The sequence below is a fragment of the Konateibacter massiliensis genome (assembly GCF_900184995.1).
Taxonomy (GTDB): domain Bacteria; phylum Bacillota; class Clostridia; order Lachnospirales; family Lachnospiraceae; genus Lachnotalea; species Lachnotalea massiliensis.
Window position 1 is genome coordinate 845,001 of sequence record NZ_LT860098.1, and the last position, 14,647, is coordinate 859,647.

Consider the following 14,647-nt stretch of genomic DNA (forward strand, 5'->3'; position numbering starts at 1 on the left):
CAGTCAAAAAATTGCTGACATAAGGGGTTAAGGCTGATGCAGCAACAATTGTAATAATAAATGACAACGTCGTAAACAATTTTTTAACGAATCCTAATCGATATCCATTCAGGGCACATAGGATTAGGAAAACAGAAACTACAATTACTAACCAATTCATTTTATCCTCCGATTTTATCTCTCGTTCTTTAAACCTAATTTAACTTCAGATTGATGACCTGCGTGCTGCCTGCATCAATAACAATGTATTTATTGAAGGAAGCATCCGGTATTACGTTTAACAATGCCTTCTGAGCTGTATATTGGAACTTTTTAAGCCCCGACATTTTATAAACACTAAACTCCATCTCACTGACAATAATCACTTCTTTTTCACTTATTACAATATTTGTATAATCCTGGCTGAAATTCAATGTTTTCACCTTGTTTCCTTCCAAATCATACAACTCTAATCTATACTTTTCGCTTGTATCCGAATTTTCAAAAACCAGTCCGAAATAAGTTTTCGAGCAGAATACACTTTCTATCTCCTCTTCGACCTCTATCTCTTTTATCATTTCCGGTCTTTGTTTTCCTTTATAAATTCCGACCTTTCTATCGCCAAAGGCAACCGCCGTTGTCTCGTTTGCATATTGGATGCTAGGAAATACACTGCTGTCATAGGTATAGGCACTCACCAAATGATCAATCTCGTTCTGTCCGACAGAGCCAAAATTGTAAAAAGCAATATTTGTCTTCATAATTCCGCTGTCAGCATATAAATAGGAAACCGCCAGTTTTTCTCCATCATCCGAAACGGCTATATCCATTGGATAACCGCTCTTTGTCATCGGCTGCTTACTTGTTACCAGTTCATTTCCTTCTTTATCAAACACCTGTATCAAGGAGTTGTTTCCGTCATCAAGCACCGTGTAAACAACTCCTTGACTGGCAACCTGAAGCTTTTCAATTGGCTGGTTAATACTAATTTCCGCTTGCAGCCCCTTCGTATTGAAAACATAGATTTTATTTCCCTCTCGGTCAGCAACTGCTACATATTCATTACAAATATCCACCATCGGATTAATCATCTCAAAGGTCTGATTCCATAATACCTTATCGGTATAGTCCGTATAAGAGGCGCCATCGTTGCTGCATTTCAAAATGCCTCCCGCATATTCATAATAGGTTGTTGTTGTCGTATCTGTTCTTTCCACCGTTGAAATAACATTATAGTTTGTATATACCTTATTTTGAAAATACAGGTAAGATCCAACTCCGATGGCAATCAATACCACCAGAATAATAATGATTCTATAAAAAACCGCCACCCTGTGTATAAACAACTTTTTCATGAAGGAGCGGTCATCGTTATCCTTTTTGTTCTTTAGATATTCTCTTATGTTTGGCATTTCTCCCCACCCTTTTATGCTTTTTCTTTCTTTTTCGATTATAACGTATTTTCATTCTTTTGGGTAGCATAAGTAGTTCTTTTTTTCATTAAGGGAGCAAAATCTTCTGCCCTGCCTGTATCTTATTATCATTTTTAATGTTATTTAATTCACAAATTTGTGCTACCATATCCTGCGTATTATAGATCTTCATACTGATTTTTGCCAGAGTATCTCCCTTTTGTATCGTGTAGTACTGAGGCTCTTCTGTCTTGGTCTCCTCCGCGGTTTCCGTGGAAGCACTTTGGTCCTGACTGCTTTCCTCCAAAGTTTTTTGCATTTCTTCCTCCGTCGAGTTAACCTCGGTTACAACTCCTGAAGTCTGCTGCTGCGTATCAGTCTGCTCGGTTGCGGCACTATCTGTCTCCTCTGCTGCCTGCTCCTCTTTTTTCTCCACATCCCCGCTTACATTCTCAACCGGAATGGCAGACTGACTCATCGCTGCCTGCGTATCCTCGGCAATCTTGGCATCATCTGCATTTGAAGCGGAGGCTGTCAGTTCATTCGAGTCATTTTTATCTGCAAACCACTCTTCGGCTATCTTCTCGCTGTTTACCGCTTGGGAAATAGAATTTAGGGTTTGTTCCATATTTTTCATCTTGTCATAATTATTTATCATCGTGATTCCTATCACAACGACAATCATAACCAAAAGAGTGCTCACCGAGTACATAAAGGTAGCCATCTTTTTCTGATGCTTCTCATCCTTCCTCTCCTGAATAATACTCCGAAAGCTCTTGGCGGCATTGTCCTCCACTTGCTCCATGGAACGCTCTTCCTGCTTTTTTTCCCGCTCTTTTCCCTGGACCATGTATTCCTGCATCTCTTCATTTTTTTCATAGTAGATGTAATAGCCCATCTGCCGTACAAAGTGTCCGCTTTGAAATACATAAAAGATTTCTTCATTTTCGAGCTGGTCTATTTTCATAAATACCTTGTCGTTACCGGCAAAGTTATCGATATGCGCCTTGATAATTGCATCGCCTGATTCTCTATGAAATGCCTGCGAGGACAAAAACCAGCCTACGATGTCCTGATTTGGAAAATATTTTTTTATTTTGCCGTAAATGCCTGTCCATGTCTGTTCGGAAAATTCTATGTTATCCCTGCCAATCTTTACATCCTCCGCTTCCACGACACCACTGACAAAAATATACTCACAGGAATTGTGATAGGTTGTGTATCCGACCAAAACGGCAGCCCGCGGTTCCTCCATACTCTTAAACGCGAACTGGTTGATAAATGTGATGGCATAGTCTTCGATATAAATCTTCCTTGTCTCATCAGGTATCCCGATTTGCCTGATATTTTTTGGCAGGCGTATGTACTCGTCTTTTTTATCATTTTCCTTACTGTAAACAATTTCTATCACGTCTACTCCCCTCCATGTCAATAGAATTAATGTGCCAATTACACCTTGGGTGCTTTTGACACATTAGATTTTATCACGGTCCGAGCGGCAAATTTATCAATATGTGTCACTTCATTTTAACAAAATTGCGACATGCCTTATGTTTTTGTGCAAGAAACTGACTTAATGTGTTTTTATTCCTCCCTGTTTTTTAGTGAAATTTGTAGTCTGGATTATTTTGTCATTAAGTTTTTGCCTCAAAAAGGAATATATTTTACCGGATAAGTCTAAAATTATCTTATATCATGTTGCATAAAAGGAGGGCTTTCATTATAGATAATTCTATTTGTTACTTTAATTCGAAAGATAAGCTTGCCGGCTTTCAGCTTGCGGAACGCTTATCCCAGCTGCTGCTTGACCACAAGCTTATTTATGAGACCATCATCGTGCTGTGCATTGGCACGGACCGCGTCACTGGTGACAGCTTAGGTCCTCTCGTCGGTTATAAATTGTCAAAGAGTCGTCTGCAAAATGTCAAGGTGTACGGAACGCTTCAAAGTCCCGTCCACGCACTTAATCTGGCCGAAACGACCAGGGAAATATATGATAAATATTCCAATCCGTTTATTATTGCAATTGATGCTTCTCTTGGAACATCCAGCCACTTGGGATATATTACATTAGGAAAAGGCCCTCTCACCCCCGGTTCGGGAGTAAAGAAGACCTTGTTGCCTGTCGGCGATATATTTATTACCGGAATCGTAAATGTTTCCGGTGTACTTGACAATCTTGTTCTTCAGACAACCAGACTTGACACAGTTATGAACCTTGCCGACTGTATTTCGCTAGGAATTCGTCTGGCGGAGAGAAACGATTATTTCACATGTATTTTACCGAACGGTAAATGTAACCAGTTAGGCGTAAAATGATCGAAATAGTAATCTGCTATTTCAAAAAAGCCACAATACTTGTCCGTCATTCCAATGATAAATGCTTCCCAACTCTTAGGTGGGACAACCGTGAGCGGCCACATATGCTTCAATATGATTTCCTGCTCCAGCTTGTTTAGCTCAAAATGTTTCTCTGCATTGTTTAATGCTACCCGTGGGTGCGTCATTGCGTGGAAGTGCTCGTTTGTTTCCTTCGCATGGGTTCTCCAATCATATAAAAATAAATCATGCACCATTCCTGCCCTGGCTGCTGCCCTAGCATCAAGCCCTAATGACTTACACACTTTATAATTATAGTAAGCTACATTAAGGCAATGCTGGTAGCAGCTCGTGGTACAGTGGTGGGGATATTTCTTCATCTCCAAAACCACTGGATGTTCCGCTAAATCCTTAATCTCTTCATAAAATTCCTGATATAGCTTTCTCTTTTTTATATCCTGGCGTTTTTCTTTCTTTTTCTTCAAATAACAGCACCCCTATATCTCTATTCGCCCTTCCAATGCACGAAGAAGCGTCACCTCATCTATGTACTCTAAATCTCCTCCCACCGGTACGCCGCTTGCAATTCTGCTCACCTTGATTCCCGTTGGCTTTATCAATTTGCTGATGTACATAGCCGTCGTTTCTCCCTCAAGACTGGAATTTGTGGCAATGATAACTTCATCTATATCCTCCTGAAGCCTCTGCATTAATTCCTTCAGCTTTATATCATTAGGGCCGATACCAAGCATAGGAGAGATTGCACCATGAAGAACATGATAAACGCCCTCAAATTTACCGGTTTTCTCATATGCCGCCAAATCCCTTGTGTTTTCCAGTACCATGATGGTCTTACTGTCTCTCTTAGGGTTGCTGCATATCGGGCAAAGGTCAGAATCGGTCAAAGTATAGCATTGCTTACAATATTTTACATTCCGCTTTGCCTCAATGATGGAATTTGATAATCCTTCTACCCTTTCAAGCGGCATATTTAAAATATGAAAGGCAAGCCTTTGCGCCGATTTACTTCCTATACCCGGAAGCCCTGACAATTCCTCTATCAATTTACTAATCTGTCTGCTGTAAAGGTCCATTAGAACGGAAATCCTCCGCCCAGACCTCCTAAGCCGCCTGTAATTTTAGCCATTGATGAGGATGACAGCTCTTCAATCTGTCTGATCGCCTCATTCGTTGCAGCCATAATCAAATCCTCAAGCATCTCGATATCATCCGGATCCACTACTTCCTCCGATAATTTCACTTTTGTGATTTCCTTCTTACCTGTCATGGTAACCTGAACTGCTCCACCGCCTGCTGATGCAGTAATCTCTTTTTCTTCCAGAGCCTTTGTTGTCTCTTCCATCTGCTTTTGCATTTTCTGAGCCTGCTTCATCAGATTATTCATATTTCCAGGCATTCCTCCCTGAAATCCTCCACGTTTTGCCATTGTTTTAAATCCTCCTTAATCTTCAATTACAATATCCATATTGATCACTTGTTGTATATCAACATAATTTTCTTCAAAGGAACTGCCGCTTTCCAGCATTCTCATATCGACCTCCACGGTCTTTCCGATATTTCTGGCAATACATTCCTCCAGTTCCGTCTTGCGCTCCGGTGTATTTACGATACCGTCCGCCATCAAATCACTGAAAACAATAATCAGTCTGTCATCATTTCCAACACTGAGTTTTGCACTCTTCAAATACGGCTTTACCAAACCTGAAACACCCTCGACAATGCCTCTCCATTGCTTCACAACATTTCTGACATCCTCCGAAATTGCCTTCGGAAGTGGCACGTTGCTCTTTTGCACGGGCTTTGCCTGCTCTCTTTGTGGCTCCTGCTGCATCTGCACGACAGGGCTTAGGCTCACACCGTTTTCGAGCTGCTTTTCAATGCTGCTGATTCGATCCACAAGAGAATCCAGATTTATCTCCATTGCCGGTTTACATAATTTTATAAAAGTAATCTCTATTATAACCCTCTTTTGTGTCGAATATTTGACTTGATTGGATAGTTCGGAAAAAATACGGATGTACCGCATAATTACATCAAGCTCCAGCATATTTGACTCTTCTTTCAGCCGGCTTAAACTTTCGCTTGATACATCCAAAACCTCTTCTATATTATCAGAAGTCTTCACCAACATCAAGTTCCTTAAATACCAAGTGAATTCCGATACAAACTGGGAAAGCTCCCTTCCCTGCATAATCAGCTCATCAATCTGGGAAATAGCCGCAAGCACATCCTTGTTGACGGTGCTTCGAAGCATCCTGCTGAATACTTCCGTATCAACCGCCCCTAGCACCTCCAAGGCATTTTCATAGGTAAGCTTCTTTCCAAGGTAAAAAGCAATACATTGGTCTAAGAGACTTAGTGCATCTCGAAGAGAGCCGTCTCCCATCTTCGCAATGTAGCGGAGTGCTTTCTCCTCCACCTCTACCTGCTCCTTATCGCTTAATTCCTTCAACCGTCCGTAGATTGCCTCAATCGCGATTCTTTTAAAATCATACCGCTGGCATCTGGATAGGATTGTAATCGGTATTTTGTGCGCCTCCGTCGTTGCCAAGATAAAGATAACATAGGATGGCGGTTCCTCCAAGGTCTTCAAAAGTGCATTAAACGCTCCTATGGAAAGCATATGAACCTCGTCAATAATGTATACTTTATATTTTCCGGAAGTCGGAGAGTAGGAAACCTCATCCCGAATCTCTCTGATGTTGTCTACACCGTTGTTGGACGCTGCATCTATCTCAATTACGTTTAAGGAAGAACCTGTGTTGATTGCCTTGCATGTTTCACATTCGTTGCAAGGGCTTCCGTCAATCGGATGCTCACAGTTGACTGCCTTAGCAAAAATTTTTGCCACTGTAGTCTTTCCGGTTCCTCTCGTTCCGCAAAACAGATAGGCGTGTCCGATTCGATCAAATTTAATCTGATTTTTTAATGTCGTAACTATATGCTCCTGACCTTTTACGTCCTCGAACTCCAAGGGTCTGAATTTACGATATAGTGCTGTATAAGACATGCTGACTCCTTTCGTACCAGAGTTCTTTAGTCTCCAAAGCTTATGCCTCCAAGCTTTGCTTCTTTGATAATACTTGAATCTGGTAATACCATTTTAAGCTTTCCAGCCACTTCTTCCAATGGTACTTTGCTAATTTCTCCGTCGACAACGGAAACCATGTTCCCGTAATCTTTATCTAATATCAATTGTGCCGCCGCAATTCCAAGTCTTGTAGAAAGCACTCTGTCATAAGGACAGGGACTTCCTCCTCTTTGCATGTGCCCCGGCACGGTTATTCTTATTTCTTGTCCTGTTTTTTCCTGAACCTGCGCTGCTATCTCATAAGAAACAGATGGGTAAGGACTTTTCTTCATTTTTTCCTTTAATTCTTTTTTGGAAAGCTTGGCATTTTCCTTAGAAATGGCACCCTCTGCCACCGCAAGAATGGTAAAGCCTTTCCCCATTCGCTTTCTCTTCTCAATCGCTTCAATTACCTTGTCAATATCATAAGGAATCTCCGGTATTAAAATAATGTCCGCGCCTCCGGCAAGTCCTGCATGAAGTGTAAGCCAGCCTACCTTATGGCCCATAACCTCCACGATAAACACCCTTCCGTGAGATGCCGCAGTCGTATGGATGCAGTCGATTGCATGACTCGCAATATCTACCGCGCTCTGGAAGCCAAAGGTCATGTCCGTTCCCCAGATATCGTTATCAATTGTCTTTGGAAGGGTGATGACATTTAATCCTTCCTCTCTGAGCATATTGGCTGTTTTGTGCGTTCCGTTTCCTCCGAGCACAACAAGGCAGTCCAACTTTAATTTATGGTAAGTCGCCTTCATTGCTTCCACCTTATCAAGCCCGTTTTCGTCCGGGACACGCATCTGCTTAAACGGTTGCCTCGATGTCCCAAGAATCGTACCGCCTCTTGTTAATATACCCGAAAAATCACTTGCCACCAACATCGTATATTTTTCATATATCAATCCTTTATAGCCTTCCGAAAAGCCATAAATCTCTACTTCCTTTATATTATTTGTAACACCCTTTACAACACCTCTCATGGCTGCATTTAACGCCTGACAGTCTCCTCCGCTCGTTAACATACCTATTCTTAACATGTTTTGCCTCCATTCTTACTTCTCTGAAAGTATTAAAATGTGGTAATCGTGATGTATTCATTATATTATACTTTTATTATTACCACAACAATTTATTCTATTGACTAAATTTCACAATCTGTATTATAATAAGGCGGTGTTCCTAATACGGAGAGATGTTAGAGTTAATGTATCGCTCTCCAAATCAGGTTACTTGCTTTGGAAAACCGAAGCATTATATTTATATTTTATATATGGAAGCGTATCGAAGTGGTCATAACGAGCCTGACTCGAAATCAGGTTGTCGAGCAATCGGCACGTGGGTTCGAATCCCACCGCTTCCGTTAAAGTTATCACTGTACGAGCCCGTGAGGGAAACATTTATGTTTTCTCTTATGGGTTTATGTTATATGTAGAATTAAATACAGCTTCGGTGAATGGAGGATAATTTTTTGTATAATGATGAAATACGGTATTTAACAAAGCAGTTACTTATTGAATTTAACATGGCTTCAATTAGAGAAAAACGCAATCGTAATATTCGTGAAGATTATTTAGAAGCTTTGCCAGAAAAATACTACCCAGTAAAATTTATTATGATGCACAATACCGTACATGAAGTCCGTACTATGGTTATTTTCGATGATAAAGGAGCATATGCATTTTTAGATATGTCAACAGAGAGATACGAAACGATACCTGTTGCTATTGGAAGTAGCGATGGGGAATACTCGTTATTGGATGAGGCTGGTATTAGAGAAAAAATGCCATACGATGGAAAAGAGTATACTGAAAAAGTTTACAAAAAGCCATATAGAAAGCCATCTTTTAGGAAAAATATTTTAACCTTATATAATAACCGATGTGCTGTATGTGGCAATAATAATGTTGATGTTTTACGAGCCGCACATATAAAAGATGCAGCTAATGGAGGAATAGAAGAACCTTGTAACGGCATATGTTTATGTGCAAATCACGAAATAGCATTTGATAGAGGAACATTAAAGATTAATCCTGATGGAGAGATTATTTCTTCGGTTGAAGATATTACGATTAAAGCTACATACATTGAACATCCAGAAAATGAAGATGATTGGCCTTCCAGAGAAATGCTAAAATGGAAATATGAAAAAGATAGTGGCAACTAATGTGTTTGACCAGTGAGGCCATGCCTCCACCAGTAGCGTGACGCTGCACCAAATTCGTAGACTGCATCTATTTTGGCCTAATGACACATGGTATCCAGGTTGAAATGGATGCGAAATCGCATTTATTTCAACTTGATTTTTTATGTTATACTTGTAAATATATTGAGTTTCAGATTATTTATATAATTTCCAAAGGAGATTTTTATGCTTTTCAGAGAAACAGGAGATTTTAACCTGCCGACCATTATTCTTCTGCATGGTGGCGGATTATCTGACTGGTCTTGGGATAAAGTTGCCGAAATACTAAAATCCAAGTATCATATTGTCATGCCGGTTATTGACGGTCACGGAGACGATGGATATACAGAATTTACCAGTATTGAGGAATCTGCAAAAAAAGTGATTTGGTATATTGATGAAAAGCTTGGCGGAAAGGTTTTTGCCATCGGCGGGCTCTCTATTGGCGCGCAAATTACTGCCGAAGTTTTGTCTATACGAAATGATATTACCGAGTTTGCTATCCTTGAAAGTGCACTCGTTTGCCCAATTAAAGGAACGACTATGCTGACAGTTCCAACATACAAATTGCTTTATGGGCTAATTAAGCGACGTTGGTTTTCAAGAATTCAAGCCAAATCTCTCTGTGTACCGGAATACGATTTTGAGCGCTATTATCATGACAGCCTGAGAATGTCCCGGCAAACACTTATCAATATAACACTCAGCAATGGAAATTATGAGCTGAAGGATTCTATCACAAACACAAGTGCGAAAGTGCTGATTATTGTAGGCTCAAAGGAAATACGTATTATGAAAAAATCCGCCGAGCTGTTGCACAGCAAGATCAAGAGGAACCAACTCTATATCGCACAAGGAATGAAGCATGGAGAACTTAGCTTGATATATACAGAAAAATATATAGAACGACTAAATGCTTTGTTCGCAAAACGAGCATACTGAGAACGAAATGTCTGCATCTATTTTGACCCAATGACACAACGTTGTCGGGCTAAAATGGATGCAGGATTATATCTATTTTAGCCTAACTTTTTGTGTTATACGAAATAACGAGAGTTGAATTTCGTATTATTGATATGACATGCAGATGCTTGTGAATTTATTGGAGGGTACAAGTGGGGAATTATGTAATAGAAACAAAAGAGCTCGCATTAAGAGAATTAACTATGAATGATTTTATGCTATGGTATCAAATATTATCAGATCAAGAAACAATGCAATATTACCCAAGAGTATTCGATATGGACAAAACAAGAGGTTGGATTGACTGGAATCTTGATAACTATAAAAGATACGGCTTTGGTTTATGGGCTATTATTTTAAAGGACACCAATCAATTCATTGGAGATTGCGGAATCACCATGCAGAATATTTATGGTGATGGGAATTTGTTCCCTGAAATAGGCTACCATGTTGATAAGCGTTTTTGGTGTAAAGGGTATGCTTCACAGGCAGCGAAAGCCTGTTTAAGATATGCTTATGAAAACACGGACCTTAATGAAATATTTTGTTATCAAAGATGGACAAATATACCCTCAAAAAAAGTGGCTGAAAAAATTGGTATGTTATTACGTAAGGAATATTGGGATGAGAAAAACACAAAAACATGCGTGTATTCCATTACTAGAGCAGAATTTTATGCGCTGACATAAAAGATGAAAATTCTAAATTTACAAGATTTCCAGCTTCTTATAATAAGCATAATAAGAACGAAATAGTTGTATCTATTTTGACCGAATGACACAAATTTTATTGTATGGTATGGCGTGATATATATGTTGTTGCGTCGAAGGATGATATGGAATTATCGATGCAAAGTAGATTAGAAATGTTGAAAGTAGTAAATCAGTTGCCTTGCGATTATGAGTTTAGTAAAAAATTAATATATAGCAGTAGAGAATATTTTTAATAGTGATAGTCAAACAACAGTTTTGGCTATTGATAAAGATATAATTGGATGCACAACACTTTGTTACATTGAAATGATGCTCACATTCTCACGCCCAACAGGCAGAAGTACACATTTAATGAATGTATATATCAATAGTGAATACCGTAGTCAAGGAATCGCATTAGTGCTAAAGACCCCTCAAGTTCCACAAAATGTTTTATAATGGCAAAACTCAGGTGAGGGCAGCTTTGAAAACTCTTCTTGTTCAGGTGTATATTCATAAGGATTATCCAATGCATCGAGAAGCTGGTGCATTTTGTTTAAATCTCCCTCTTCAGCAGCATTCAGCGCTTCTTCCACTCGGTGGTTTCTTGGAATAATAGCAGGGTTATGCCTTTTCATAAGCATCTTGCTTTCATCTTTTGATTTTGATTGCGCGTTAAGACGTGCTTGCCATCGATTATGCCAATGATGATAATCCGGGCTGGAAAACAGAGTCTGACCATCGCTCTTATCAAATGTTAGGGATTGGAATGTCTTCGTATAATCTGCTTGGTGTTTTTGCATAAGTTGCAAAAAATCTTTAATCAATGATTGATCTTCTGCTTTGTCATTATACAAGCCTAGCTTTGCACTCATTCCAGTTAACCAATGTTTCTGATATAAATCCCAAAACCTTGAGAGCTCTTCTTGTGCAAGCGTTACAGCCTGCTTCTCATCATTATGTAAAAGGGGAAGCAAGGTTTCAGCAAAACGTGCCAAATTCCAGACAGCCATATTAGGTTGATTTTCATAAGCGTACCGGCCATGTATATCAATAGAACTAAAAACAGTAGCCGGATGATAAACATCCATAAATGCGCAGGGACCATAATCAATGGTTTCACCGCTAATGGCCATATTATCTGTATTCATTACACCATGAATAAATCCAACCAATTGCCATTTGGAAATCAGAGATGCCTGCCGCTTTATCACTTCTCTTAACAGTAGCAGATATTTGTTTTCAAATGTGGCAATGCCTGGAAAATGGCGTATTATGGTATAATCAGCTAACCTGCGAACATCCTCTTTTGTTCCAAAGTATGAAGCATATTCAAATGTTCCTACACGAATATGGCTTGCTGCAACACGTGTTAAGACTGCTCCAAGAAGATTTCTCTCGCGTTTCACAGTTTCTCCTGTTATTACAACTGCTAAACTCCTTGTTGTTGGAATTCCTAATGCATGCATTGCCTCACTAATAATATATTCCCGCAGCATGGGGCCCAAAGCGGCTCGCCCGTCACCACCCCGGGAGTATGGAGTTCGTCCAGAGCCTTTTAGTTGAATATCAAAACGCTCTCCAGAATCTGTTATTTGCTCGCCAAGAAGGATGGCGCGTCCGTCTCCTAACATGGTAAAATGCCCAAACTGATGTCCTGCATATGCCTGCGCCAAGGGCTCAGCCCCCTTTGGAATTTCATTTCCAGCAAAGACCTCCAATTGCAGAGATGCCCCAATAGAAGCCGCTAGTGAATTATTAAAAATAATAAGCTTGGGGTTTTGCACAGGGATTGGATATTGTTTCGTGTAGAAAATATTTGGCAGCTTCGTATAGCTGTTATTAAAATTCCATTTTTTCTTTTCCAATTTTCTCATCCTTCTTAAAAAATGATATTTGAAGCACTCTTAGTATCTGCTTAATTTTATTAAAAAATTAATACCGGAAAAAAGTATTATGAAATATACAGTATCGGCATGGTCCCTAACTGCTGCATAATCTTTTCTCGTAAAAACGACTCGGCCTCTGCACGGATATCGTTTCGATAGGAGTATTTGCCACGCCCACGTCCGGTCATGGTTTCCCGGTCGAAAAGCTGTATGGCATTTGGGAAAGCATCTGTGTTAATAGCATTTTGTACGAAACTGTACGTCATTAGTATAATTTCTATAAAGCCATTTTGCATAACCTTGTCGCTCAGCTCTTCTGCCAGGTACTCTATGAGTTCCCCGTACAGACTCTTCCAGTTTGGAAGGAGAATCACGGGTGCAATCAACATCCCCACCGGATATCCCGCCTCTGCCATGTCGTTTAGTGCACGGATTCTTGCAGGTAGTCGGGAAGTTCCCAGCTCTATGCGATTTATTATTTCCTGCGGGTTTACGCTCATGCGAAATATGGTTTTCCCGCGGTGGTCAAGGTTAAGCAACGGAGTTACCATATCAAATTTTGTAGGAAACGTCAGGCTACCGTGGCCTTCATGAGCAAAACGCTCGATTGTATAGAGCAAATTATCCGTTATTGTATTTTCCAACAGCAAATCACTGTTACTTCCAATCTCAAATGTTTGCGGTACGAGAGCTGCAGCATCCTTTTTAAGCAGCCTGTCCAACATTTGCTCACGATTGACAAATAGGCGCAGATAGGCACATTTATTGTAATTACATACCAGATAGCAGTATAGGCACATCGCCCTGCAGCCTGATGATGTGTAGGGTACCAGCCAGTCAGAAACCTTATGATTCGGCACATATCGGTGTGTCTTTCTGATCCCGATAATCAGATGTTTTTTTAGCTTTGGAAAGTCCCGATTGTCCGCCGATGTCATTTCCGTTATACGATTGTGATTTTCTATCTGCCTCCATGGCAGATTTGCATATTTGCGCTGCAGCATCTGTCCTAGATCATAATCAAGCGCAGCCGGCTCATAATACACCGCATCAAAGTCCATACTCACTCTGAACACCTCCTAACGGTTATAGTTTACCGGAAATAGTAAAAAATATTCTGAAAAGTCGATTCTCAGGAAGCGACTTCTTCACATTTATATGATAAAATAAATATTTAAAAATAACACATAGGAGGGTCATAGTATGGTTAAAGCGATTTTCTTTGATTTAGACGGCACATTACTAAACCGCGAGAAAACAATCTCAGGAAAAACAAGACTGACATTAGAGAAATGTAAAGAAAAAGGTGTTAAGCTTTTTATTGCCACGGCACGTCCTCCTCTTTTAGACAAAATGCTGTCTTGGGATGAAAACATGTTGTCATTGTTTGACGGCGGTTCCTATTACAACGGCGGTTGTATTAAAATAGGCAATCAAAAAGAATATCAGCCTATCACTGATGAGATTGTGGAAAATGTTGTTAAGCTTGTTTGTGAATATGAAAAACTAAACATTGCATTACAATTAGAAGATGAAAAACATGCATTTCGTTATCCACTTGATGATAACGGATATAAAAGCTGGGGTGTTACTCTCGAAGAATCCCTTGCCTTGGGAGATATACACAATCTAAAAACTGTTAAAATTCTTATATTTTTTGCAAATTTAATTGATTCTGTTACGCCGATAGACGATACGCTTATTGCTTCTCTAAAATCCTTATGTCAAAATAAAGCGCAGCTTTATTTAACTGATGGAGGAAAAGCTGTACAAATTATGGGCAATTCTATAAATAAATTTGAGAGCATAGAGAAAATACGCTCTATAATAGGCTTGGAGAAAAATGAAATTGCAGTTTTTGGCGACGATGTAAATGATATTGAGATGTTATCAGCATATCAATATAGCTTTGCAATGGGAAATGCCGAGGCTCATGTGAAAGAAAAGGCAAGATATGTTACACTCGATAACGATAGTAATGGGATACATCATGCGATATGCGACGTGCTTCAAGTTCTGTAACAAAAAATCATCCTGTATTCATTAATTTTAAAAAATTTCTTGCATTTGATTTTTAATGGACTTATCCTTTATCTAAGGATATCCTTCAAAACTTA

At 39.6% G+C, this 14,647-nt stretch carries 15 protein-coding genes and 1 tRNA gene (1 of these 16 running past the window's edge); 6 read left to right on the top strand and 10 right to left on the bottom strand.

Annotated elements, in window-relative coordinates; translation table 11 throughout:
* The 3 genes from CTY48_RS05135 to CTY48_RS05145 form a co-directional block, all read right to left on the bottom strand.
* A protein-coding gene (locus CTY48_RS05135; protein ID WP_099467434.1) for a CvpA family protein crosses the window boundary here: on the bottom strand, window positions 1-160 show its 5' end (the start). It extends 491 nt beyond the left edge of the window; 160 of the gene's 651 nt are visible here — the first part of the coding sequence; it begins with the start codon at window positions 158-160; the stop codon falls past the left edge of the window.
* Between the two features lie 34 nt (window positions 161-194).
* Window positions 195-1,391 (bottom strand): DUF5711 family protein, encoded by a 1,197-nt coding sequence (locus CTY48_RS05140; RefSeq protein ID WP_099467435.1) that lies wholly within the window; start codon window positions 1,389-1,391, stop codon window positions 195-197.
* An 88-nt stretch (window positions 1,392-1,479) separates the two neighbouring features.
* The gene (locus CTY48_RS05145) at window positions 1,480-2,802 is read right to left on the bottom strand and encodes a LysM peptidoglycan-binding domain-containing protein (RefSeq protein ID WP_099467436.1); all 1,323 of its coding nucleotides are present in this window, start codon (window positions 2,800-2,802) and stop codon (window positions 1,480-1,482) included.
* Window positions 2,803-3,086: 284 nt separating this feature from the next.
* Between CTY48_RS05145 and yyaC the strand changes: the two genes are divergently transcribed.
* Window positions 3,087-3,710, top strand: a complete 624-nt coding sequence (gene yyaC / locus CTY48_RS05150) for a spore protease YyaC (RefSeq protein WP_099467437.1) — start codon at window positions 3,087-3,089, stop codon at window positions 3,708-3,710.
* Here the strand turns inward: yyaC and CTY48_RS05155 are convergent.
* The 5 genes from CTY48_RS05155 to CTY48_RS05175 are packed head-to-tail and all read right to left on the bottom strand — an operon-like array spanning window position 3,656 to window position 7,841.
* Window positions 3,656-4,195, bottom strand: a complete 540-nt coding sequence (locus CTY48_RS05155) for an HD domain-containing protein (RefSeq protein ID WP_236354732.1) — start codon at window positions 4,193-4,195, stop codon at window positions 3,656-3,658. The two genes, yyaC and CTY48_RS05155, sit on opposite strands and share 55 nt — an antisense overlap.
* Window positions 4,196-4,207: 12 nt before the next feature.
* Complete coding sequence (gene recR, locus CTY48_RS05160; RefSeq protein ID WP_099467438.1) at window positions 4,208-4,804, bottom strand: recombination mediator RecR; 597 nt, start codon at window positions 4,802-4,804, stop codon at window positions 4,208-4,210.
* Window positions 4,804-5,157, bottom strand: a complete 354-nt coding sequence (locus CTY48_RS05165) for a YbaB/EbfC family nucleoid-associated protein (RefSeq protein ID WP_099467439.1) — start codon at window positions 5,155-5,157, stop codon at window positions 4,804-4,806. The genes recR and CTY48_RS05165 overlap by 1 nt, the downstream gene beginning before the upstream one ends.
* A gap of 15 nt (window positions 5,158-5,172) precedes the next feature.
* A complete protein-coding gene (gene dnaX / locus CTY48_RS05170) occupies window positions 5,173-6,741 on the bottom strand; it encodes a DNA polymerase III subunit gamma/tau (RefSeq protein ID WP_099467440.1) in 1,569 nt (522 codons plus the stop codon).
* Window positions 6,742-6,767: 26 nt separating this feature from the next.
* Complete coding sequence (locus CTY48_RS05175) at window positions 6,768-7,841, bottom strand: 6-phosphofructokinase (protein WP_099467441.1); 1,074 nt, start codon at window positions 7,839-7,841, stop codon at window positions 6,768-6,770.
* Window positions 7,842-8,076: 235 nt separating this feature from the next.
* On the opposite strand from CTY48_RS05175, the gene CTY48_RS05180 reads away from it, so the two are divergent.
* From CTY48_RS05180 to CTY48_RS05195, 4 genes are all read left to right on the top strand, one after another.
* Window positions 8,077-8,164 (top strand) — tRNA-Ser (locus CTY48_RS05180).
* A gap of 108 nt (window positions 8,165-8,272) precedes the next feature.
* Window positions 8,273-8,968 (top strand): HNH endonuclease, encoded by a 696-nt coding sequence (locus CTY48_RS05185; RefSeq protein ID WP_236354733.1) that lies wholly within the window; start codon window positions 8,273-8,275, stop codon window positions 8,966-8,968.
* Between the two features lie 204 nt (window positions 8,969-9,172).
* Window positions 9,173-9,928: an alpha/beta fold hydrolase gene (locus CTY48_RS05190; protein ID WP_099467443.1), complete on the top strand. Its 756-nt coding sequence runs from the start codon at window positions 9,173-9,175 to the stop codon at window positions 9,926-9,928.
* A 173-nt stretch (window positions 9,929-10,101) separates the two neighbouring features.
* Window positions 10,102-10,638, top strand: coding sequence for a GNAT family N-acetyltransferase (locus CTY48_RS05195; protein ID WP_236354734.1), 537 nt, complete (start codon window positions 10,102-10,104; stop codon window positions 10,636-10,638).
* A gap of 437 nt (window positions 10,639-11,075) precedes the next feature.
* On the opposite strand, the gene CTY48_RS05200 is transcribed toward CTY48_RS05195, so the two are convergent.
* Both CTY48_RS05200 and CTY48_RS05205 read right to left on the bottom strand, forming a co-directional pair.
* Window positions 11,076-12,509 (bottom strand): protein adenylyltransferase SelO, encoded by a 1,434-nt coding sequence (locus CTY48_RS05200; protein ID WP_331463140.1) that lies wholly within the window; start codon window positions 12,507-12,509, stop codon window positions 11,076-11,078.
* Window positions 12,510-12,595: 86 nt separating this feature from the next.
* Complete coding sequence (locus CTY48_RS05205; RefSeq protein WP_099467521.1) at window positions 12,596-13,591, bottom strand: SPL family radical SAM protein; 996 nt, start codon at window positions 13,589-13,591, stop codon at window positions 12,596-12,598.
* A gap of 142 nt (window positions 13,592-13,733) precedes the next feature.
* Between CTY48_RS05205 and CTY48_RS05210 the strand changes: the two genes are divergently transcribed.
* On the top strand, window positions 13,734-14,552 hold the full coding sequence (locus tag CTY48_RS05210; protein ID WP_099467445.1) for an HAD-IIB family hydrolase: 819 nt from the start codon (window positions 13,734-13,736) through the stop codon (window positions 14,550-14,552).
* Window positions 14,553-14,647: the final 95 nt, after the last annotated feature.